This is a genomic window from Pseudomonas sp. Pc102 (assembly GCF_018408275.1).
Classification (GTDB): domain Bacteria; phylum Pseudomonadota; class Gammaproteobacteria; order Pseudomonadales; family Pseudomonadaceae; genus Metapseudomonas; species Metapseudomonas tohonis.
The window spans coordinates 1,813,625-1,833,437 of sequence record NZ_AP021905.1 but is presented as its reverse complement, the minus strand read 5'-3'; the positions used below and the strand labels follow the sequence as shown (position 1 = coordinate 1,833,437).

Genomic DNA, 19,813 nt, shown 5'->3' with positions numbered 1-19,813 from the left:
ACAAGAAGAAACCATGGATTCCCTCGGCTACACATCCGTCCCCGCCCTGCTCAAGTACCTGCGCCACGCCGAGCACCTCGGCCTGGACGTGGCCGCTGCGCTCGACGCCGCCGGCATCCGCGCCGAGGAGCTGGCCGACAACGGCAAGCGCATGCCCAGCGAGGCTCACGAGCGCCTGCTGGAGCACCTGATGGCGGTCTCCGGCGACCCGCTGTTCGGCCTGCATTCCGCGCGCTTCGTGCAGCCGGGCTCGTGGAGCGTGCTCGGCTACATCACCATGAACTGCGCCACCCTGGGCGAGGCGATGAGCCGCATCGTCCCCTACGAGAAACTGGTGGGCGACATGGGCACCAGCCGCATCGAGGCTGCCGACGACCACATCCGCCTGATCTGGAACTGCCGCCACGAAGCCGCGGAGATCCGCCGCCACATGGTGGAGAACGTGCTCGCCTCCTGGCTGCTCTACGCCCGCTGGATCGCCGACATGGAGCGCTCGCCCCGCGAGGTCTGGTTCGAGCACGCCCAGCCCGCCGGCACCCGCCTGGAGGACTACGAGGAGGTCTTCGGCTGCCCGGTCCGCTTCGGCCAGCCCTGCAACGCCCTGCTGGTACCCCTGGAATACCTCGGCGTGCCCCTGCGCCAGGCCGACGCCAACCTGCTGCGCACCCTGGAAGAGCACGCCCTGGCGCTGATGGCCGGGCTGGACCAGGACGAGCCGCTGCCGCAACGGGTGAAGAACGCCCTGCGCCTGCTGCTCAAGGACGGCCTGCCGCGCAAGGAGCGGGTCGCGGAGAAATTCCACATGACGGTGCGCACCCTGCAGCGCCACCTGCAGCAGGCCGGCACCAGCTACCAGCAGATCCTCGACGAACTGCGCCAGGAACTCGCCGAGCACTACCTGCTGCGCAGCGACCTGGCCATCCAGGACATCGCCAGCTACCTCGGCTTCACCGAATCGCGCTCCTTCCACCGCAGCTTCAAGACCTGGACCGGCCAGACGCCCGGTGAATACCGCGAGGCCAGGCGGCAGGGGTGATCAGGCGGCACTGCGGGGCTTGGCGGCATGTAGGGCGGGTGAAACCTGCGAGGGGTATCGAACTGAGCTGTCGGGTTGCCCCGACCTACGGCCCGATGCCCGACGAGACCTGGAAGTAGCCCGGGCTGCGCGGGCGGGGCAGGCCGGATCAGGCGTGCAGTTCGCTCAGGGGGATGAAACGCAGGGCGTCGCCTTCGGCGAGGGTGGTGCCTTCGAGCACTTCCACCAGGCCTTCGGCCCAGGCGGCGCTGCGCAGGACGCCGGAACTCTGGTTGCGGTAGATCACCGCGCGACCGTTTTCGAGGCGGGCGCGCAGGTATTCGCGGCGGTTGCCCGGCTTGCTCCAGGTAAAGCCGGCCGGTACCGGGAAGCCCAGGGGCGCGACTTTGTCCACGCCGAGGCGGCGCAGCAGGTAGGGCCGGGTCAAGAGGCCGAAGGTCACCAGGGTGGATGCCGGGTTGCCCGGCAGGCCGATCACCGGCACGCCCTGGAAATGACCGAAGGTCAGCGGCTTGCCCGGCTTGATCGCCAGTTTCCACAGCGCCAGCTCGCCCGCTTCACGCAGGGCCACGCCGAGGAAATCCGCCTCGCCGACGGAAACGCCGCCGGTGGAGAGGATCAGGTCGACGCCGGTCAGTTCGCCCAGGGCCTTGCGGGTCAGCTCCAGGTCGTCGGCGAGGATGCCGCCATCGACCACCTCGCAGCCCAGGCGACGCAGCCAGGCGACCAGCAGGGTGCGGTTGCTGTTGTAGATCTGCCCCGGGCCGAGCGGCTGACCCGGCGCCACCAGTTCGTCGCCGGTGGAGAGCACGGCCACGCGAGGCCGCCTGCGCACCTGCAGGCGCGCAACGCCCAGGGTGGCGGCCAGGCCCATCTCGATGGGGCCCATCAGGGTGCCGGCGTCCAGCACCGTTTCGCCGGTGCGGGTCTCCTGGCCCTTGGGGCGCACGTTCTGCCCCGCCTTGAGGGTTTCGAGGAAACGCACGCGGCCATCGTCGAGCACCTCGGCGTTCTCCTGCATCTCCACCGTGTCGGCGCCCTCGGGCAAGGGCGCGCCGGTGAAGATGCGCGCACAGGTTCCCGGCTGCAGCGGGCCGGGGGCACTGCCCGCCTGGATGCGCTGGCTGACCACCAGCGGCTCGCCGGTCCAGTCGGCCAGGCGCAGCGCGTAGCCATCCATCGCGCTGTTGTCCCAGGGCGGCAGGTCGAGCCCGGCCACCAGCGGCTCGGCCAGCACGCGCCCATCGGCATCGGCCAGGGCGACGTCCTCCTGCTCGCGGATCGGGGCCTCCCCGGCCAGCTTCAGCAGCCGCGCCTGGGCCTCCTCCACCGGCATCAGGCCGGGGTGGTCGCAGCCACTCATCCGCGGCTCTCGCAGGCGTCGACGCGGGTCAGGTGCGGCACGAAATTGCAGGGGCGGTGACGGTTGTCCAACTGCTCGGCGAGGATGCCGTCCCAGGCGGTGCGGCAGGCGTTGGTGGAGCCCGGGACGCTGCACACCAGGGTGCGGTTGGCGAGGCCGGCCAGGGCGCGGGACTGCATGGTGGAGGTGCCGATATCGGCTACCGAGATCTGCCGGAAGTACTCGCCGAAGCCGTCCACCTGCTTGTCCAGCAGGCAGGCGATGGCCTCGGGGGTGCTGTCGCGGCCGGTGAAACCGGTGCCGCCGGTGATCAGCACCACCTGGACCTGATCCTCGGCGATCCAGGTCGCCACCTGGGCGCGGATCTTGTACAGGTCGTCCTTGAGCAGCACACGGGCGGCGAGGCGGTGGCCGGCGGCGGTGAGGCGGTCGACGAAGAGCTGGCCGGAGGTGTCGGTCTCCAGGCTGCGGGTGTCGCTGACGGTGAGGACGGCGATATCGAGCGGCACGAATACCGCCTCGGCCTTGTGGTTCATGGCAGGCTTCCAGTTGTAGGACAGAATGCCCGGTGTTATATCACAGCGCCGCCCCATCCCGAGAGCCCGCCCATGCCCGGCAACGCCCCCCTTCCCTGCTCCGTCCTGCTGCTCGCCGGCGGCCGTGGCCAGCGCCTGGGCGGCCGTGACAAGGGCCTGGTGGAGTGGCGCGGGCGGCCGCTGATCGCCTGGCTGCACGCTGCGACGCGCGGGCTCACCGACGACCTGATCATTTCCTGCAACCGCAACGCCGAGCGCTATGCGCAGTGGGCGGACCAGTTGGTGGCGGACGACAGCCCCGACTACCCCGGCCCGCTGGCGGGCATCCGCGCGGGCCTCGCCGCCGCACGCCACGCGCACCTGCTGGTACTGCCCTGCGATGCGCCGCTGGTGGACGCCGCGCTGCTCGATGCGCTGCTGCGCGAGGCCGGCGAGCGCCCGGTGATGCTGCACCAGGGCGGCTTCTGGGAACCGCTGTTCAGCGTGCTGCCACGCGCGCTTCTGCCGCAGATCGAGCACGCCTGGCAGGCCGGCGAGCGCAGCCCCCAGCGCATCCTCCGCACCCTCGACCCGATCGCCGTGGAATGCCCGGTGGGCGACCCACGCCTGGCCAACCTGAACACCCCGGACCTGCTGGAGACTCCGCGCGGATCGGCATGAATTGCAGCGGGCTTCCGGAACTTTGCCGGCCGGTTTTCCGTCAGAGCCCGAGAACCTCCCGTTCATTCATCAAGGAGATGGAAGATGAACCAGCGGATCATTCCCGCATTCGTGCTCGCGCTCGGCCTGGTCACCCTGGCCGGCTGCTCGTCCCCCACCGTGATCACCCTGAACGACGGCCGCGAGATCCAGGCCGTGGACAAGCCCGATTACGACGATGACTCCGGCTTCTACGAGTTCGAGCAACTCGACGGCAAGCGCGCCAAGGTCAACAAGGACCAGGTCCGCACCATCAAGGAACTCTGAGCCCCACCCGGCGACCTTCGCGGTCTCCCGGCCAAGCCCGCCGCAGGCCACCTTGCGGCGGGCTTCGTTTTTTCCGCCCCGCCATGGGCAGCGCCCTGGACACCGCGGCAGCCCTGCCCGCTAAAAAAATTTCAGCTAACCCCTTGTCGACCAAAAAGTTTTCTGTAGAATGCGCGCTCATTCCACGGAGCGTAGCGCAGCTTGGTAGCGCGTCTCGTTCGGGACGAGAAGGTCGCTGGTTCGAATCCAGTCGCTCCGACCAAATCCCGAAAAACCCGCCTTGATAGGCGGGTTTTTTATTGCCTGCGAAAAAGCCTCCTCCTCTCCTTCCGCAAAAAAGAAGCCCGATGCACAGGCATCGGGCTCTGTCGTACCGGGCGTCGCTACGCTCGGTCCTCCTCCATCAATGGGCGTTGGCCGCGGCACCGGGCTTGGCGCCGAACGGCGGCCTGGCCAGCCAGATGAGCAGGATCAGTCCCATGCAGACCCAGCCGATCATGGTGAAGTAGTCGATGGTCGACATCATGTACGCCTGCCCGGTGACGATGTGGTCCAGGGACGCGGCGTTCTGCTGGCTCATGCCGCCCATCTGCTCCAGCATCTGCCGGGTGCCCGGGTCGTAGGTGCTGATGTGCTCGGTGAGGTAGGCGTGGTGCTGGTCGGCGCGGCGTATCCAGATCCAGGTGGTGAGCGAGGCCGCGAAGCTGCCGCCCAGGGTCCGCAGGAAGGTGGCGAGGCCCGAGCCGTCGGCGATCTCGTTCTGCGGCAGGTCCGAGAGCAGGATGCTGAGGATGGGCATGAAGAACAGCGCCACGCCGAAGCCCATGAACAGCTGCACCAGGGCGATGTGCAGGTAGTCCACCTCGGTGGTGAAGGACACCCGCATGAAGCAGCTGGCGCCGATGGCGAAGAACGCCAGGCTGGCCAGCACGCGCAGGTCGAAGTTCTGCGCATAGCGCCCCACGAACGGCGACATGATCACCGGCAGCAGGCCGATGGGCGCCGCCGCCAGGCCGGCCCAGGTGGCGGTGTAGCCGAGCTGGGTCTGCAACCATTGCGGCAACAGCAGGTTGATGCCGAAGAAGGCCGCGTAGCCCCCCACCAGCGCCAGGGTGCCGGCGCTGAAGTTGCGGTGGCGGAACAGCCGCAGGTTGACGATGGGGTGGCGGTCGGTGAACTCCCAGATGATGAACACCGCCAGGGCGATGACCGCGATCACCGTGCCGCCGACGATGAAGTCCGACTCGAACCAGTCCAGGTCGTTGCCCTTGTCGAGCACGATCTGCAGCGCCCCGACGCCGATCACCAGGGTCGCCAGCCCCATCCAGTCCATGGGCTCGCGCTTGAGCGCCACCGGCCGCTTGCGCAACTGCTGGTAGACCACGAAGGCGGCGAACAGGCCGATGGGCAGGTTGATGAAGAAGATCCACGGCCAGCTGAAGTCGTCGGTGATCCAGCCGCCGAGAATGGGCCCGGCGATGGGCGCCACCACCGTCACCATCGCCAGCAGCGCCAGGGCCATGCCCCGTTTCGCCGGTGGATAGATCGACAGCAGCAGGGTCTGGGTGATCGGGTACAGCGGCCCGGCGACGAAGCCCTGGAGGGCGCGGAAGTCCACCAGGGCATTCATCGACTGGGCCACGCCGCAGAGGAACGACGCCAGCACGAACAGCAGCGCGGCGCCGATGAACAGGCGCACCTCGCCCACCCGACGGCTCATCCAGCCGGTCAGCGGCAGGGCGATGGCGTTGCTCACCGCGAAGGAGGTGATCACCCAGGTGCCCTGCTCCGAACTCACCCCCAGGTTGCCGGCGATGGTCGGCAGCGCCACGTTGGCGATGGTGGTGTCGAGCACCTGCATGAAGGTCGCCAGCGACAGGCCGATGGTGGCCAGCACCAGGTTCGGCGGGGTGAAGCTGGCTGCTGCGTTATCGCTCATGGTCGCCGTCTCAGCGCTGCGCGGTCTTGTGGGCGGCATCCGGGCCGTTGGCGTGGATCAGCTGCTCGATCAACTGGTCGGCTTCCGCCAGCTGGCGCTGGTACACGTCGGTGGCGAACAGCGGCTTCTTCGGTGCCTGCTGGGCCAGGGACGGGCCGCTCTGGTCGTGCAGGTCGACCTTGACGTTCATCGACAGGCCGATGCGCAGCGGGTGCTCCTTGAGCTGCTCGGGGTTGATGCGGATGCGCACCGGTACGCGCTGGACGATCTTGATCCAGTTGCCGGTGGCGTTCTGCGCCGGCAGCAGGGAGAAGGCGCTGCCGGTGCCGACGCCCAGGCTGTCCACCGTGCCGCTGTATTTCACGTCGCCGCCGTAGAGGTCGGACTCGATCTCCACCGGCTGGCCGATGCGCATGTTCTTCAGCTGAGTTTCCTTGAAGTTGGCGTCGATCCACACCTGGTCCAGGGGGATGACCGCCATCAGCGCGGTGCCGGGCTGCACGCGCTGCCCAAGCTGCACGGTGCGCTTGGCGACGTAACCGGTGACTGGTGCCACCAGGGTGGCGCGGGCGTCTTCCAGGTAGGCCTGGCGCAGGGTGGCGGCAGCGGCCTTCACGTCAGGGTGGGAGGCGATCACGGTGTCGTCCACCAGCGCGCGGCTGGTATTGAGCTGCTGCTCGGCGCTGGTCAGGGCGCTCTGCGCGGAATCCAGGGCGTCTCGGGCGTGGGCCAGTTCCTCCTGGGAGATCGCGCCATCCTTGGCCAGGTTGCGACGGCGGTCGAAGTCCGCCCGGGCCTTCTGCAGGGCGATCTTCTTCGCCGCCACCTCGGCCTTGTAGCCATCCACGCTGTTGTAGAGCCCACGCACCTGGCGCACGGTGCGCGCGAGGTTGGCCTCGGCCTGCTGCAGGCCGATCTCCGCGTCGCTCGGATCGAAGCGCACCAGCACCTGGCCTTCGTGCACCAGGTCGCCGTCATCGGCGCCGATGCTGGTGACGGTTCCCACGGTCTGCGGGGTGATCTGCACCACGTTGCCGCCGATGTAGGCGTCGTCGGTGTGCTCGCTCCAGCGGCCGAAGAGCTGCTCCCAGGCGAAGGCGAGGGCGGCGACGATGAGGATCACGGCGAGCAGGATCAGCAGCATCCGCTTGCGCTTGGGGTTGCCTTGGACGGCGGTTTCCGAAGTCTGGGTGGTCATGGTCTGTGCCTCGTTCATTCAGCGGCAGCCGGGCGGGCGCCCTGGGCGAGCGGAGTCGGTTCGGGTTGGAAGCCACCGCCGAGGGCCTGCACCAGGCGCACGGAGGTGTCGATCTGCTGGACGTCCAGGCTGGCCAGCTGGCGTTCGGTGACCAGCAACTGCTGCTCGACGCTGAGGGCGTCCAGGTAGTTGCCGATGCCTTCTCCATAGCGGCGCATGTCGAGGTCGTAGTTCGACTTGGCGATATCGCGGGCCTGGCGCTGCACCTCGATCTGCTGCGCCAGGGAGCGCAGCTGGCTGAGGTCGTCGCTGACCTCGCCGAGGGCGGCCACCAGGGTCTTGTTGTACTGGGCCACGGCCAGGTCGTAGTCGGCATCCACACCCGCCAGGTTGGCGCGCAGGCGGCCGCCGTCGAACACCGGCAGGGAGATGGCCGGCGCCACCTGGTAGAAGCGGCTGTCACCCTTGAACAGGTCGCCGCTGCTCAGGGCGGCGAGGCCGACCATGGCGCTGAGGTTGAGGTTGGGATAGAAGCCGGTCTTGGCCGACTCGATGCCCTTGCTCGCCGCCTCGACGCGCCAGCGCGCGGCGATCACATCCGGGCGGCGGCCGAGCAGTTCGGCCGGCAGGTCCGACGGCAGCGCCAGGGCGGTGGGCTGCAGGACTGCGGGGCGCTGGATGCGCTGGCCACGGTCGGGGCCCTGCCCCAGCAGCACGGCGAGGGTGATGCGGTCGCTGTCGATCTGCTGCTCGGCGGCCAGCAGTTGCTGGTGTGCGGCAGCCTGCTGGGCCTCGCTCTGCTGCAGCTGCACCTTGCTGTCCAGGCCGGCTGCCAGGCGCTGCTTGCTGAGGCTGTAGAGGTGCTCGGAGCGCTTGAGCTCCTCCTCGGCCAGGTCACGGGCGACGAAGGCGTAGGCGAGCTGGCTGTAGGCGCGGGCGACGCTGGCGGACAGGTTGAGGCGCGCGGCCTGCTGGTCCACCTCGGCGGCGCGGGCCTGGCCGAGCGCGGCTTCCCAGGCGGCGCGCTGGCCGCCCCAGAGGTCGATGTCGTAGCTGAACCCCAGGGACAGGTACTTCACGGCCGCATAGCTGCCGCCGATGGGCGCGGGCACCACGCTCTCCGGCGCACGGGCACCGGAATAGCTGGCGCTGGCATTGACACTGGGCATGCGCGCGGCGTCCTGCGCCTGGGCTTCGGCCAGGGCCTTGCGGGTACGGGCGGTGGCCACCTGCAGGTCCGGCGAGCCGGCAAGGGCTTCGTCCACCATGGCGTCGAGCTGGGCGTCACCCAGTTGCTTCCACCAGTCCTGGCGCGGCCAGGCGGCGGCGCTGAGAGGCGTGCCCGCCAGGCTGCGCCCGGCCTCCAGGGCGGCGGCATCGAGAGTCCTGCCCTCGGGCTCCAGGCCGCTGGAGCTGGCGCAGGCGGCCAGCGCCAGGGCGGCGCCGAGCACCAGGGCGCTACGCCCCAGGCGGGTCGTGCGGCGGTATTCATTCATGATCGGTCGCTCCGAGCGGCGCGCACGGGTCGCGCCCTTGCAAGATCTTGCCCAGCAGGCCCACCAGGGTGCGGAGTTCCTCGCTGGTCAGCGGGCTGGTGAGTTCGTTCATGGCGTCGGCGACGATCTCCGGCATCTGCCGGCTGATGCGCAGGCCGTCCTCGCTGAGGGCCAGGCGCACGCTGCGGCGGTCCGACGGGCAGGGCTTGCGCAGCAGCAGGCCCTTCTTCTCCAGGCGATCGAGCATGCGGGTCATGGAGCCGCTGTCCACCGAGAGCTCACGGCACAGGTCGGCCGGAGTATTGGCGCGGTCCATGTAGATGAACATCAGCACCTTGAACTGGGCGGAAGTGATGTCCAGGGGCGCCAGGTAACGGTCGAGCAGGCGGTCCTTGAGCAGCGCGGAACGCCCGATGTACTGGCCGATGGAGCCGGTGAAGGGGTAGTCGGCGGGGCTGTAGTGCTTCATTGGCTAATATCTGCCTAGGCAGTAACTGACTGGGCAATCATACGAGTGATGAAACATTTGGCAAGGCATTCACTGTTGCATTGGATCGACAATCCGTTCCCTGAAAGGGGGATTGATCGGCAGGAAAGCAGTCACCACGGGGCGCGGTGACCCGTGAGGCGGGAAAGGCTTGGGGGAGGCAACCGACCAGCGGTCAGTGTTCGAGGAAGGCGGCGACCTTGGCGGCGTCGAAGGGCCAGTCCAGCTCGGCACCGGTATCGCAGCGACGCAGTACGGGAATGCGCAGGGCGTAGTCGTCCATCCATTCCTCGCGGTCGGCGATGTCCATCAGCTCGACCATCAGGCCATGCTCGACGAAGGGCATGAGCACGCCCTCCGCCACTTCACAGAGATGGCAACCCAGGGTGCCGAACAGGCTGCATTCGGGGAGCATCGCCACGCGCCTCGCCAATCAGGAAAGGCGCGGATTCTAGCACGCCTCAGGCCTTGGCCGAGTCGACCCTGGCGGTGGCGGGCAGCAGGTTCTGCAGCCCGTCCAGCAGCTTGCTGTTGAAGGCCTGGGCCTTGTCCAGCTGGTTGTCGCTGAGGCGCTCGTTGAGCGAGAAGCCGCCGTTGAGCAGGTCCTGCAGCGTGCCCTTCGGGTCGTCGGACAGCTTGGCGGCGTTCCTCAGCGCCTCGAGCATGCCCTTGGCATAGTCCTGCAGCGAGGTGTTCACCGCGCTGGCCGGCTGGCCACCCTCCTGGGCCACGGAGCCATAGGTGCTGGTGGCCTTGACCGTGGTCTGGGTCAGGTTGAGCGACATCGAGGCCAATTGGTCGCCGTTCATGTCCAGGGCCAGGGCGCGGTCGAAGGCGCCGTTGAGGTCGCCCGAATAGAACTTGCTGGAGATGTCCTGCACCTGGTCGAGCAGGTCGTTGAGCGCGGCCTTCTCGTCGTCGTTGAGGTCGCCGTCCACCTGCACCTTCCAGCCGCCGATCTGCAGGCTGCCGGATTCGGATTTGACGCTGGTGGCGCTGTTGCCGTCCTTGCCTGAGTTCGTCGAGGAACTCTTCGACCAGTCGGCCGAGGCCTGGGCGATGGAGATCTTCACCTTGTCGCCTTCCTTGGTGGTCACCTCCATGTCGAAGGTCGAGGAACGCGCGGAGAAGCTCTGGCTTGAAGTACTTACGCCGGTGCTACCGGAGGAGCCGGTGCTCGGTGTCTTGCCATCCAGGCCGAGGGAACTGGCCAGGTTGTCGAGGCCGTCCTGGATCTTGCCGAAGGTGTCCTCGATGTCGCTGGCGATCTTGCCGCCCAGCACACCCAGGCCCTGGAGGATCTTCTTCGCCTCGGCGAAGCCCTTCTCCACGCCTTCGCGGGCCTGGTCGAGCATCTTCTGCAGTTTCTCGGGGTCGGCGCCCTTGGCCGCCTCGGCCTGGATGCGGCCCCCGACGAAGTCGAGGATGCGCCCGGCCACCTTGTCGGGCGTGTAGTCGTCCTGGGTCTTGCCGGCCAGGCTGCCGGGCTCGACACCCAGGCGCTGGGCGACGCGGTTGGTCAGCACGTTCTGCGCGTTGGTGGCATTACGGGTCGCGCTGTCGATCTTGTTCAGATAACTCGGGCGCGTGGTTGCGGAAGCCAGGGAATCGAGAGTCTTCATAGCGGCAGTCCCGGAAAATCGGATGTACACCGATTTGACGGCATCCCCCGGGAAACCTTGAGAACGAATCCATCACCTGCCGATGGACGGCAGCGACCGATATTGACGTCAGGAGTTCGGCGTGCCCGATACAGCGACACCCGCCGCCTGCAGCAGCACGGCAGCGGCGTCCCTGGCCTCCAGCGCCTGCTGCGCCGGCCCCTGCATGTGGGCCATGGTGATCGCCCCTTCCATCAGGTATTGCAGCTGCCGCGCGAGACGCTCGGGCTCCGAGACCTGCAAGCGCTCCAGCGCCAAGCGGAAGTGCTGCTCGGCGTTCGCCTTGTGCAGGGCGGCGACGCGGTGGATCGGGTGCTCGCGGTCATGGAACTCGGCAGCGGCGTTGACGAAGGCGCAACCGAAGAACTCGCTGCCGTGGAGCAATTGGTGCAGGCCATCGAAGACGGCAAGGATCGCCGCCGTCGGCGACAGGTTCTCCAGCGCCCAGGCCATCAGTTGGCGGCTCGGCTCCAGCCGCCGGCGCAGCGCCGCCTCGATCAGCTCTTCCTTGGACTTGAAGTGCTTGTACAGCGTCATCTTCGCCACCCCGGATTCCGCGAGGATGCGATCGATGCCGGTGGCGTGGAAACCGTCGCGGTAGAACAGCGCGATGGCAGTGTCGATCAACTGATCGCGTTTGCTCGAAGCCATGTGGAACCTCCTGACCGGCGCATTATGCGTATCCGCCCGCACCGGCTCAAACCCGCATCGCATCGGCCTGCGAGGCACGCGACACGGTTGGCACTTGAAATATACAGACCTGTCTGTCTAATATCCAGCCGCACAACCACAACCAGGGTCTCCCCCATGCAGCTCCATGACTTCCCGCTTTCCGGCAACTGCTACAAGGTCCGTCTGTTCCTCGGCCTGATCGGCCAGCGCGCCGAGATCGTCACGGTCAACCTGGCCGCCGGTGAACAGAAGCAACCGGCGTTCCTCGCCCTCAATCCCCGTGGCCAGGTGCCCGTGCTGGTGGAAGATGGCCAGGCGCTGGTGGACTCCCAGGCCATCCTCGTCTACCTGGCACGCCGCCACGCACCCGACTGGCTGCCCGATGACGCGCTGCAACAGGGACGCATCGCCGGTTGGCTGAGCTTCGCCGCCAACGAGCTGCATCACGGCCCGGCCAGCGCACGGGTGATCAAGCTGTTCCGCCGCCCGGGCGACCTCGAGGCCACCCAGGCCAAGGCGCGCCAGGTGCTGGCCGTGGTCGAGCTGCAACTGGGCCGCAACGCCTGGCTGGCCGAAGGCGCTACCCCCAGCATCGCCGACGTCGCGCTTTACCCCTACCTGGCGATGGCCGGGGAAGGCGGCGTCGAACTCGCGCCCTACCCGCACATCCGCCAGTGGTGCGACCGCATCCGCGCCCTGCCCGGCTACGTCGAACTGCCCCGCCTCTGAACACCTCCGCCACTGCAAGGAAGCCCCCATGCGCCTGCTCCGCCTCCTCCTCACCGGCCTGCTGCTGGCCGCCAGCCCCTTCGCCAGCGCCCAGGGCCTGCGCTTCGCCCTGGTGAAGACTTCCCACGCCGAGACCCTCGACGCCTTCACCATGGAGGGCGGCCAGTGGACCAGGACCGTCGCGGTCAACCACACCGCCGTGCTCATCCAGCACCACGCCGCCACCCTGCTGCTGGACACCGGCCTGGGGCGCCAGGTGGATGCCCAGTTCAAGGGCGACATGCCCTGGTGGGACAAGCCGCTGTTCAAGTACGAGGACGTCACCCCCGCGCGCGACCAACTGGACCGCGACGGCATCCGCGTCGACCGCATCCTCCTCACCCACGCGCACTGGGACCACGCCTCGGGCCTGGCGGACTTCCCCGAGGTGCCGGTCTGGGCGCCCTGGGCGGAGATCGAGTTCAGCCACATCGCCGCGCCGCCGGCGGTGCTGCCCAGCCAGTTCACCCACGAGATCCTCTGGCGGCCCTTCGACTTCCAGCCCGAGCCCTACATGGGGTTCGACGAGAGCCTCGACCTGTTCGGCGACGGCAGCCTGGTCCTGGTGCCGCTCACCGGTCACACGCCGGGCTCGGTGGGGCTGTTCCTCACCCTCGACGACGGTCGCCGCTTCTTCTTCACCGGCGACACCAGTTGGCGCCTGGAAGGCTTCACCGGGCCCCACGAGAAGTTCTGGGTCAGCCGCCGGATGGTGGACAACGACCGCGACGGCACCCTCGCCCAGCTCCGGCGCGTTCACGACCTGCTGCAGGCCGAGCCGGACCTCACCGTGGTGCCGGCCCATGACGCCGCCGTGCAGGACCGCCTCGGCTACTACCCGCAGTGGGTGCAGTGAGGGCGACCAATGTCTAAATGACGATTGTGTTACCGGATGCTTAATTCCACTCGTTGTAACGGGGCGGCCCAACCGCCCCGCAACCCCAACGAGGAGACAATAACAATGAGCAAGACCTCGCTCGCGCACGCCATCGCCCTGGCTGCGCTCAGCACCGGCCTCACCCTGCCCGGCCTCGCCCAGGCCGAATTCCTGAAAGACAGCAAGGCCAGCGTCGAACTGCGCAACTTCTACTTCAACCGTGACTTCCGCCAGGACGGCGCCGCCCAGTCCAAGGCCGAGGAGTGGGCCCAGGGCTTCCTGCTGCGCTACGAGTCGGGCTTCACCGAAGGCACCGTCGGCGTCGGTGTCGACGCCATCGGCGCCCTGGGCATCAAGCTCGACTCCAGCCCGGACCGCACCGGCACCGGCCTGCTCAAGCGCGACCGCGAAGCGCCCAACCGCGCCCAGGACGAATACGGCGAAGTGGGCCTGACCGCCAAGCTGCGTGCCTCCAAGAGCGTGCTCAAGGTCGGCACCCTGCTGCCCAAGCTGCCGACGGTGCAATACAACGACTCGCGCCTGCTGCCGCAGACCTTCCAGGGCGGCCACATCAACTCGATGGAAATCGACGGCCTGACCCTCGACGCCGGCCAGCTCAAGCAGGTGAACCAGCGCGACTCCTCGGACTACGAGGACATGACCATCACCAACAGCCGCGTCGCCGCCACCGGTGCCGGCGGTGCCCGGGGCATCACCTTCCGCGGTGGCCAGACCAGCGACGAGTTCAACTTCGCCGGTGCCACCTACAAGTGGAACGACAACCTCGCCACCGGCTACAACTACGGCAACCTGGACGAGTTCTACAAACAGCACATCTTCACCGTCCTGCACACCCTGCCGCTGGGTGACAAGCAGTCGCTCAAGAGTGACATCCGCTACGCCCGCTCCACCGACGAAGGCAGCAGCAACGTCGACAACAAGGCCTTCGGCGCCATGTTCACCTACGCCCTGGGCGGCCACGCCTTCGGCCTCGGCTACCAGAGCATGAGCGGGGATACCGGCTACGCCTACATCAACGGCACCGATCCCTTCCTGGTCAACTACGTGCAGATCGGCGACTTCGCCGCCAAGGACGAGAAGTCCTGGCAGGCGCGCTACGACTACAACTTCGCCGCCATGGGCATCCCCGGCCTGACCTTCATGACCCGCTACCTGTCCGGCGACAATGTCGACCTGGGCGCCGGTCGCCCCGAAGGCAAGGAATGGGAACGCAACACCGACATCGCCTACGTCTTCCAGGACGGCCCGCTGAAGAACCTCGGCGTGAAATGGCGCAACGCGACGGTGCGCTCGACCAACTTCGGCAACGACATCGACGAGAACCGCCTGATCGTCAGCTACGTGGTGCCGCTCTGGTAGTCACCCGCCGTGCAATGAATAAGCCCGCCATATGGCGGGCTTTCTTCATCCTGCGATCCCGTCCGGATGGGAGTGCATCAATCCTGGCTGGTCGCGCCGATCTTGTGGATCGACAGGTCCGCGCCGTAGTACTCCTGCTCCTGGGACAGGCGGATGCCCAGGGTCTTCTTCAGCAGGCCGTAGACCAGGAAGCCGCCCACCAGCGCCACCAGCACGCCGAGGCCGGTGCCGATCAACTGGCTCACCAGGCTGACGCCCCCCAGGCCGCCGAGCGCCTCCTGCCCGAAGATGCCGCAGGCGATGCCGCCCCAGACACCACACAGGCCGTGCAGCGGCCAGACGCCCAGCACGTCGTCCAGCTTCCACTTCACCTGGGTCGCGGTGAAGGCCCAGACGAACAGGCCGCCCGCGATGGCACCGGTGGCCAGGGCCCCCACCGGGTGCATCAGGTCGGAGCCTGCGCAGATCGCCACCAGTCCGGCCAGCGGGCCGTTGTGCAGGAAGCCCGGGTCGTTGCGCCCCACCAGCAGCGCGGCGACCGTGCCACCGACCATCGCCATCAAGGAATTGACCGCCACCAGGCCGCTGACGCCTTGCAGGGTCTGCGCGCTCATCACGTTGAAGCCGAACCAGCCGACGATGAGGATCCAAGAGCCCAGCGCCAGGAAGGGGATGTTCGACGGCGCGAAGGCCACCAGGCGGCCATCTCGGTAGCGGCCGTCACGGCGCCCCAGCAACACCACCGCGCCGAAGGCCAGCCAGCCTCCCACCGCGTGCACCACCACGGAGCCGGCGAAGTCGTGGAAGCCAGCGCCGAAGCTCGCCTTCAGCCAGTCCTGCAGGCCGAAGTTGCCGTTCCAGATCAGCCCCTCGAAGAAGGGGTAGACGAAGGCCACGATCAACGCCGTGGCGCACAGCTGCGGGCCGAAGCGGGCGCGCTCGGCGATGCCGCCGGAGATGATCGCCGGGATGGCGGCGGCGAAGGTCAGCAGGAAGAAGAACTTCACCAGCGCGTAGCCGTGTTCCGCCGCCAGCTCGCCGGCCGGCTGCAGGAAGGTCACGCCGTAGGCCACCCAGTAGCCGATGAAGAAGTAGGCCAGGGTGGAGATGGCGAAGTCCGAGAGGATCTTCGACAGGGCGTTGACCTGGTTCTTCTGGCGCACGGTGCCCACTTCCAGGAACGCGAAGCCGGCGTGCATGGCGAGCACCATCACGGCGCCCATCAGGATGAACAGGGTGTTGGAGCCGTGGATCAGGGTTTGCACGGCACTGTTGAGGTTTTCCATTGGCAGGAAGGCTCCGGCAGGGAAAAAGCACCAATACGGTTCAAAGCACGCCGGACACGCACCACACTGAAGCCATCACGCCCCCGAACGGTTCTATGCCTGTGGCCATAACGGGGCGGAGCGGTGCAGCCGGCAGTTTGACTTTTCAGGCTTTCTCTTTGTTTTTCATATGCTTGCCAGGATTCGACAGCCCTGTCGAAGCCCCGCGCGACGCCCGATAACGGGGCGCAGCGACGCTCTGGCGCACCAGGGCGTTGCAAGCGCCATACCAGCGCCCGAGCACAAATATCGCCGGAACCTAAACCCGACGCTGCGACTCACAACTACCAAGCGTTCCCAGTCCTCAAGGAGATCCACGCCATGCCACGCAAGACCGCCAGCCGCGCTCAGGACGACCTGCTTACCGAATTCCAGGCCCTCGTCGGCGACACCGAAAAACTGCTGCAACACACCGCCAGTCTTGCCGGCGACCAGGCAGAGGAGTTGCGCCTGCAGATCCATGAGTCCCTCAAGCGCGCCCGTGAGACCCTGCACCTGACCGAGGAGAAGATCGTCGACAAGGGCAAGGCCGCCGTCGCCGCTACCGAAGACTATGTACAGGAACATCCCTGGCAGACCATCGGCCTCTCCGCCGGCATCGGCTTCCTCCTCGGCCTGCTCGCCTCGCGTCGCTGACCATGGAGCCGGGAATGGAATCCGGCCCGCAGAACGCGGGCCAAGGCCCCTCCCCGCGGCGCCTCGGCGCCGCCTTCCTCGGCCTGCTGCACAGTCACGTCGAACTGTTCGGCATCGAGTTGCAGGAACAGAAGGCCAACACGTTGCGCCTGCTGCTGTTCGCCGGCCTGTCGCTGATCTTCGCCCTGCTCCTGCTGGTGGCGCTCTCTGCGCTGCTGCTGGTGCTGTTCTGGGATACCGCGCGGATCGAGACAATGAGCGGCCTGTGCCTCGTCTATTTCCTGCTCACCCTCTACTGCGCCTGGCGCCTGAAACAGGCCGTGGACGATGAGTCCTCACCCTTCTCCGCCACGCTCGAAGAGCTGGCCCAGGACCGCGAGCGCCTGCTGCCATGAGCCTGCCCGAAACGCACCGAACCACCTCCCGCCGCGAACTGCGCAAGGCGCTGGTGCGCCTGCGCCTGGAGATGCATCGCCAGGAGATCCGCCACGAAACCCTGGTCCTCACCCAGCCGCTGCGCCGTGCCAAGGGCATCGCCAGCGGCTGGCAGCAGCAACTGGGCACCCTGCCCCACGCCCCCCTTTGGGGCATCGCCGGCGTCGCCGCGCTGGGCTTCTTCGCCGCCCGTAGTGGCAATCTGACTCGATTGCTGCGCCTGGGTACCACGCTGCTGCCCTTGCTGGGCGGAGCCTGGCGCCGTTCTGACGTCAAACCGCCGTCTACCACCAAGGTCTGATCGTAGGACAAGCTGGCCACATTCTTGCTTTGGGAGGGAGCCGGTAGAAGCCGGTTCCCTCCGCGTCGTTTCGGCGAGCGCGTGCATTTCGGGCCAGCCCTAAGGAGTCACCGTGATAGACGGGCAACCACTTGCCTGCTTCCAGCCGTTCATCGACACCGCGACAGGACGCATCGCCGGGGTCGAAGCCCTGGGACGCCTGCGCCAGGATGACGGCCGGCTCCTGTCGGTCGGCCCGCTGTTCGCCGACTCCAAGGTGCCGCCTGCGGCCCTGCGCCGCCTCGATCGGGAGATCCGCGAGGACGCTCTCAGGCGCCTGCACCAGGCCCCTGCGGACTGGTTCCTCAGCATCAATATCTCGCCGCGCTGGATCAGCCGCCTGCACCCCGGCCAGGCGCTGCCCAGCCTCAAGCAACTGGAACGCAACGGCGTGGCCCCCGAGCGCATCGTCTTCGAGATCACCGAACTGGGTGGCGCCAGCCAGCGCCTGCCGGACGTGGTCGCACGCTACCGCCAGGCCGGCGCGCGCATCGCCATCGACGACTTCGGCGCCGGCTACTCCCAGCTCGACCGCGTGCTCGCCCTGCAGCCGGACATCCTCAAGCTCGACATGCAGCTGTTCCAGGCCGCCGCGCGTGGCGGCCCCAGCGGCGAGGTGGTCAAGGCCCTGGCGCAGATGGCCGAGAAGACCGGTTGCTGGATCATCGCCGAGGGCGTGGAGACCGAGGCCGAGCTGGACTTCGCCCTTGAATGCGGTGCCCGCTACGTGCAGGGCTACCTGTTCGCCAAGCCGGAGCTGGAGTTCTTCGCCGCCGACGCCTTCGTCGACCGCTTCGCCCAGCTGCGCGACCAGTACGTACAGCGCAAGCTGGCCGAGCGCGCCCGGCTGATGACCATGCGCCAGCAGCTCACGCTGCTGATGAATCAGCTGCGCAACTGGGCCGAGGGCAACGCGCCGCTCTCCTCCCTGCCCTCGCCCGAGCACTACCCCTGGCTGCTGCGCATCTACCAGTGCGACCGTAACGGCACGCAGCTCACCCCGAACCTGGAATGGAATGGCCAGGCCTGGCACGAAGATGCCCGCTACCAGGGCCACAACTGGTCCTGGCGGCCGTACTTCTATCACCTGCTCGCCGAGGGCTGGGAAGAGCGCCGGCTGACCCTCTCCAGCACCTACCGCGACGCCACCACCAACCAGTACTGCCTGACCGCCGGCCAGTTCATCGACAACGGCGGCCGCCTGCTGCTGGTGGACATCGACGCCGCCGGCCTGTGACCCCCCCGGCGCCTGCGGGAACTCCGACACGCGCCCCGGGTCCCCTTGCGGCGCTGCGCGTTAACCGGGAAGCTAGCCCCCTTCAGCCACTGAACGGCGAGGACTGGCGTTGGACTGGCAGACACTGCTCACCCGTGAACGGCTCGGCAAACCGGTGCACAGCACCGAGGAACTGGGCCGCAGTTCGTTCCACAAGGACCATGACCGCATCATCTTTTCCGGGGCGTTCCGGCGCCTGGGGCGCAAGACCCAGGTCCACCCCGTCTCCAGCAACGACCACATCCACACGCGCCTGACCCACTCCCTGGAGGTCGGCTGCGTGGGCCGTTCGCTGGGCATGCGCGTGGGCGAAGTGCTGCGCGATGCGATGCCGGACTGGTGCGACCCGGCCGACCTCGGGGTGATCGTGCAGTCCGCCTGCCTGGCCCACGACATCGGCAACCCACCCTTCGGCCACTCCGGCGAAGACGCCATCCGCCACTGGTTCCAGCAGGCGTCCGCGCGCGGTTGGCTGGACGCCATGAGCGACACCGAGCGTGCCGATTTCCTCAGCTTCGAAGGCAACGCGCAGGGCTTTCGCGTCCTCACGCAGCTGGAGTACCACCAGTTCGACGGCGGGACGCGACTGACCTACGCCACCCTCGGCACCTACCTCAAGTACCCCTGGACGGCCCGCCATGCCGAGGCCCTGGGCTACAAGAAACACAAGTTCGGCTGCTACCAGAGCGAACTGCCGCTGCTGGAGCAGATCGCCCAGAAGCTGGGCCTGCCGCAGCTGGAGGAACAGCGGTGGGCGCGCCATCCGCTGGTCTACCTGATGGAGGCGGCGGACGACATCTGCTACGCACTGATCGACCTCGAGGACGGCCTCGAAATGGAGTTGCTCGACTACGAGGAGGTCGAGGCGGTGCTGCTCGGCCTGGTGGGCGACGACCTGCCGGAAACCTACCGGCAACTGGGCCCGCGCGACTCGCGACGGCGCAAGCTGGCGATCCTCCGCGGCAAGGCCATCGAGCACCTGACCAATGCCGCGGCACATGCCTTCGTCGACCAGCAGGACGCGCTGCTCGCCGGCACCCTGCAGGGCGACCTGGTGGAGCACATGCACGGCCCGGCCAAGCACTGCGTGCTGCGCGCCAAGGCCATCGCGCGGGAACGCATCTTCCAGGACAAGCGCAAGACGCTCCACGAGATCGGTGCCTACACCACCCTGGAGATCCTCCTCAACGCTTTCTGCGGCGCGGCGCTGGAGCAGCACGGCGGGCGCACCCCCTCGTTCAAGAACCGGCGCATCCTCGACCTGCTCGGCAACAACGCCCCCGACCCGGCGTGGCCGCTATACCGCTCGTTCCTGCGGGTCATCGACTTCATCGCCGGGATGACCGACAGCTACGCCACGGAAATGGCCCGCGAGATGACCGGGCGTTCCAGCCCGGTCTAGGGTTACCAGGCCGCCCGCAG

21 protein-coding genes and 1 tRNA gene are annotated in these 19,813 nt (G+C 67.7%); 12 read left to right on the top strand and 10 right to left on the bottom strand.

The window, feature by feature from the left end; translation table 11 throughout:
• Positions 1 to 13: 13 nt before the first annotated feature.
• Positions 14 to 1,036, top strand: coding sequence for an AraC family transcriptional regulator (locus tag PHLH3_RS08590; RefSeq protein WP_213628904.1), 1,023 nt, complete (start codon positions 14 to 16; stop codon positions 1,034 to 1,036).
• A gap of 148 nt (positions 1,037 to 1,184) precedes the next feature.
• Here PHLH3_RS08590 and glp read toward each other — a convergent pair whose 3' ends face one another.
• A complete protein-coding gene (gene glp / locus PHLH3_RS08585; protein ID WP_213628903.1) occupies positions 1,185 to 2,399 on the bottom strand; it encodes a gephyrin-like molybdotransferase Glp in 1,215 nt (404 codons plus the stop codon).
• Positions 2,396 to 2,935 carry a molybdenum cofactor biosynthesis protein B gene (gene moaB / locus PHLH3_RS08580; protein WP_173173724.1) on the bottom strand — a complete coding sequence of 180 codons (540 nt, stop codon included), beginning with the start codon at positions 2,933 to 2,935 and terminating at the stop codon, positions 2,396 to 2,398. Before moaB ends, glp begins: the two co-directional genes overlap by 4 nt.
• 72 nt (positions 2,936 to 3,007) lie before the next feature.
• On the opposite strand from moaB, the gene mobA reads away from it, so the two are divergent.
• The 3 genes from mobA (at position 3,008) to PHLH3_RS08565 (ending at position 4,163) form a co-directional block, all read left to right on the top strand.
• Positions 3,008 to 3,595: a molybdenum cofactor guanylyltransferase MobA gene (mobA, locus tag PHLH3_RS08575; RefSeq protein WP_213628902.1), complete on the top strand. Its 588-nt coding sequence runs from the start codon at positions 3,008 to 3,010 to the stop codon at positions 3,593 to 3,595.
• An 84-nt stretch (positions 3,596 to 3,679) separates the two neighbouring features.
• Positions 3,680 to 3,901, top strand: coding sequence for a YgdI/YgdR family lipoprotein (locus tag PHLH3_RS08570; protein WP_021219560.1), 222 nt, complete (start codon positions 3,680 to 3,682; stop codon positions 3,899 to 3,901).
• A 185-nt stretch (positions 3,902 to 4,086) separates the two neighbouring features.
• Positions 4,087 to 4,163 (top strand) — tRNA-Pro (locus tag PHLH3_RS08565).
• Positions 4,164 to 4,304: 141 nt separating this feature from the next.
• Here the strand turns inward: PHLH3_RS08565 and PHLH3_RS08560 are convergent.
• The 7 genes from PHLH3_RS08560 to PHLH3_RS08530 form a co-directional block, all read right to left on the bottom strand.
• A complete protein-coding gene (locus tag PHLH3_RS08560) occupies positions 4,305 to 5,840 on the bottom strand; it encodes a DHA2 family efflux MFS transporter permease subunit (RefSeq protein ID WP_244863003.1) in 1,536 nt (511 codons plus the stop codon).
• A gap of 10 nt (positions 5,841 to 5,850) precedes the next feature.
• Entirely contained in the window at positions 5,851 to 7,038 is a 1,188-nt protein-coding gene (locus PHLH3_RS08555; protein ID WP_213628900.1) for an efflux RND transporter periplasmic adaptor subunit, read from the bottom strand.
• 14 nt (positions 7,039 to 7,052) lie between these two features.
• Entirely contained in the window at positions 7,053 to 8,534 is a 1,482-nt protein-coding gene (locus tag PHLH3_RS08550; protein WP_213628899.1) for an efflux transporter outer membrane subunit, read from the bottom strand.
• Positions 8,527 to 9,003, bottom strand: a complete 477-nt coding sequence (locus PHLH3_RS08545; RefSeq protein ID WP_213628898.1) for a MarR family transcriptional regulator — start codon at positions 9,001 to 9,003, stop codon at positions 8,527 to 8,529. The genes PHLH3_RS08550 and PHLH3_RS08545 overlap by 8 nt, the downstream gene beginning before the upstream one ends.
• A 193-nt stretch (positions 9,004 to 9,196) precedes the next feature.
• Positions 9,197 to 9,436, bottom strand: a complete 240-nt coding sequence (locus tag PHLH3_RS08540; protein ID WP_173173711.1) for a glutaredoxin family protein — start codon at positions 9,434 to 9,436, stop codon at positions 9,197 to 9,199.
• A 46-nt stretch (positions 9,437 to 9,482) separates the two neighbouring features.
• On the bottom strand, positions 9,483 to 10,643 hold the full coding sequence (locus tag PHLH3_RS08535) for a DUF5610 domain-containing protein (RefSeq protein WP_213628897.1): 1,161 nt from the start codon (positions 10,641 to 10,643) through the stop codon (positions 9,483 to 9,485).
• A gap of 108 nt (positions 10,644 to 10,751) precedes the next feature.
• Positions 10,752 to 11,333 carry a TetR family transcriptional regulator gene (locus tag PHLH3_RS08530; protein ID WP_213628896.1) on the bottom strand — a complete coding sequence of 194 codons (582 nt, stop codon included), beginning with the start codon at positions 11,331 to 11,333 and terminating at the stop codon, positions 10,752 to 10,754.
• A 156-nt stretch (positions 11,334 to 11,489) separates the two neighbouring features.
• Between PHLH3_RS08530 and PHLH3_RS08525 the strand changes: the two genes are divergently transcribed.
• From PHLH3_RS08525 to PHLH3_RS08515, 3 genes are all read left to right on the top strand, one after another.
• Entirely contained in the window at positions 11,490 to 12,083 is a 594-nt protein-coding gene (locus tag PHLH3_RS08525; RefSeq protein WP_213628895.1) for a glutathione S-transferase family protein, read from the top strand.
• Positions 12,084 to 12,111: 28 nt separating this feature from the next.
• The gene (locus PHLH3_RS08520; RefSeq protein WP_213628894.1) at positions 12,112 to 12,978 is read left to right on the top strand and encodes an MBL fold metallo-hydrolase; all 867 of its coding nucleotides are present in this window, start codon (positions 12,112 to 12,114) and stop codon (positions 12,976 to 12,978) included.
• A 105-nt stretch (positions 12,979 to 13,083) separates the two neighbouring features.
• Complete coding sequence (locus PHLH3_RS08515) at positions 13,084 to 14,379, top strand: OprD family porin (RefSeq protein ID WP_213628893.1); 1,296 nt, start codon at positions 13,084 to 13,086, stop codon at positions 14,377 to 14,379.
• A 77-nt stretch (positions 14,380 to 14,456) separates the two neighbouring features.
• Here the strand turns inward: PHLH3_RS08515 and PHLH3_RS08510 are convergent, their stop codons facing one another.
• The gene (locus PHLH3_RS08510) at positions 14,457 to 15,665 is read right to left on the bottom strand and encodes an ammonium transporter (RefSeq protein WP_213628892.1); all 1,209 of its coding nucleotides are present in this window, start codon (positions 15,663 to 15,665) and stop codon (positions 14,457 to 14,459) included.
• A 360-nt stretch (positions 15,666 to 16,025) separates the two neighbouring features.
• Here PHLH3_RS08510 and PHLH3_RS08505 point away from each other — a divergent pair, with 360 nt between their 5' ends.
• The 5 genes from PHLH3_RS08505 to PHLH3_RS08485 all read left to right on the top strand — a co-directional run bounded on the left by PHLH3_RS08505 (position 16,026) and on the right by PHLH3_RS08485 (position 19,793).
• Positions 16,026 to 16,340, top strand: a complete 315-nt coding sequence (locus tag PHLH3_RS08505) for a YqjD family protein (RefSeq protein ID WP_111263984.1) — start codon at positions 16,026 to 16,028, stop codon at positions 16,338 to 16,340.
• A 14-nt stretch (positions 16,341 to 16,354) separates the two neighbouring features.
• Positions 16,355 to 16,735 carry a phage holin family protein gene (locus tag PHLH3_RS08500; protein ID WP_244863002.1) on the top strand — a complete coding sequence of 127 codons (381 nt, stop codon included), beginning with the start codon at positions 16,355 to 16,357 and terminating at the stop codon, positions 16,733 to 16,735.
• Positions 16,732 to 17,076: a hypothetical protein gene (locus tag PHLH3_RS08495; protein ID WP_173173693.1), complete on the top strand. Its 345-nt coding sequence runs from the start codon at positions 16,732 to 16,734 to the stop codon at positions 17,074 to 17,076. Before PHLH3_RS08500 ends, PHLH3_RS08495 begins: the two co-directional genes overlap by 4 nt.
• 112 nt (positions 17,077 to 17,188) lie before the next feature.
• Positions 17,189 to 18,352 carry an EAL domain-containing protein gene (locus PHLH3_RS08490; RefSeq protein WP_213628890.1) on the top strand — a complete coding sequence of 388 codons (1,164 nt, stop codon included), beginning with the start codon at positions 17,189 to 17,191 and terminating at the stop codon, positions 18,350 to 18,352.
• 109 nt (positions 18,353 to 18,461) lie between these two features.
• The gene (locus PHLH3_RS08485) at positions 18,462 to 19,793 is read left to right on the top strand and encodes a deoxyguanosinetriphosphate triphosphohydrolase (RefSeq protein ID WP_173173689.1); all 1,332 of its coding nucleotides are present in this window, start codon (positions 18,462 to 18,464) and stop codon (positions 19,791 to 19,793) included.
• Positions 19,794 to 19,813 lie beyond the last annotated feature (20 nt).

What these genes read in the sequence shown, in the direction of transcription:
- moaB (WP_173173724.1), bottom strand. Translation starts at nt 2,935, where the DNA reads ATGAACCACAAGGCCGAGGCGGTATTCGTGCCGCTCGATATCGCCGTC.
- PHLH3_RS08520 (WP_213628894.1), top strand. Translation starts at nt 12,112, where the DNA reads ATGCGCCTGCTCCGCCTCCTCCTCACCGGCCTGCTGCTGGCCGCCAGC.
- PHLH3_RS08550 (WP_213628899.1), bottom strand. Translation starts at nt 8,534, where the DNA reads ATGAATGAATACCGCCGCACGACCCGCCTGGGGCGTAGCGCCCTGGTG.
- PHLH3_RS08545 (WP_213628898.1), bottom strand. Translation starts at nt 9,003, where the DNA reads ATGAAGCACTACAGCCCCGCCGACTACCCCTTCACCGGCTCCATCGGC.
- PHLH3_RS08560 (WP_244863003.1), bottom strand. Translation starts at nt 5,840, where the DNA reads ATGAGCGATAACGCAGCAGCCAGCTTCACCCCGCCGAACCTGGTGCTG.
- PHLH3_RS08500 (WP_244863002.1), top strand. Translation starts at nt 16,355, where the DNA reads ATGGAATCCGGCCCGCAGAACGCGGGCCAAGGCCCCTCCCCGCGGCGC.
- PHLH3_RS08510 (WP_213628892.1), bottom strand. Translation starts at nt 15,665, where the DNA reads ATGGAAAACCTCAACAGTGCCGTGCAAACCCTGATCCACGGCTCCAAC.
- PHLH3_RS08515 (WP_213628893.1), top strand. Translation starts at nt 13,084, where the DNA reads ATGAGCAAGACCTCGCTCGCGCACGCCATCGCCCTGGCTGCGCTCAGC.
- PHLH3_RS08505 (WP_111263984.1), top strand. Translation starts at nt 16,026, where the DNA reads ATGCCACGCAAGACCGCCAGCCGCGCTCAGGACGACCTGCTTACCGAA.
- PHLH3_RS08570 (WP_021219560.1), top strand. Translation starts at nt 3,680, where the DNA reads ATGAACCAGCGGATCATTCCCGCATTCGTGCTCGCGCTCGGCCTGGTC.
- PHLH3_RS08530 (WP_213628896.1), bottom strand. Translation starts at nt 11,333, where the DNA reads ATGGCTTCGAGCAAACGCGATCAGTTGATCGACACTGCCATCGCGCTG.
- mobA (WP_213628902.1), top strand. Translation starts at nt 3,008, where the DNA reads ATGCCCGGCAACGCCCCCCTTCCCTGCTCCGTCCTGCTGCTCGCCGGC.
- PHLH3_RS08495 (WP_173173693.1), top strand. Translation starts at nt 16,732, where the DNA reads ATGAGCCTGCCCGAAACGCACCGAACCACCTCCCGCCGCGAACTGCGC.
- PHLH3_RS08590 (WP_213628904.1), top strand. Translation starts at nt 14, where the DNA reads ATGGATTCCCTCGGCTACACATCCGTCCCCGCCCTGCTCAAGTACCTG.
- PHLH3_RS08535 (WP_213628897.1), bottom strand. Translation starts at nt 10,643, where the DNA reads ATGAAGACTCTCGATTCCCTGGCTTCCGCAACCACGCGCCCGAGTTAT.
- PHLH3_RS08540 (WP_173173711.1), bottom strand. Translation starts at nt 9,436, where the DNA reads ATGCTCCCCGAATGCAGCCTGTTCGGCACCCTGGGTTGCCATCTCTGT.
- PHLH3_RS08525 (WP_213628895.1), top strand. Translation starts at nt 11,490, where the DNA reads ATGCAGCTCCATGACTTCCCGCTTTCCGGCAACTGCTACAAGGTCCGT.
- glp (WP_213628903.1), bottom strand. Translation starts at nt 2,399, where the DNA reads ATGAGTGGCTGCGACCACCCCGGCCTGATGCCGGTGGAGGAGGCCCAG.
- PHLH3_RS08555 (WP_213628900.1), bottom strand. Translation starts at nt 7,038, where the DNA reads ATGACCACCCAGACTTCGGAAACCGCCGTCCAAGGCAACCCCAAGCGC.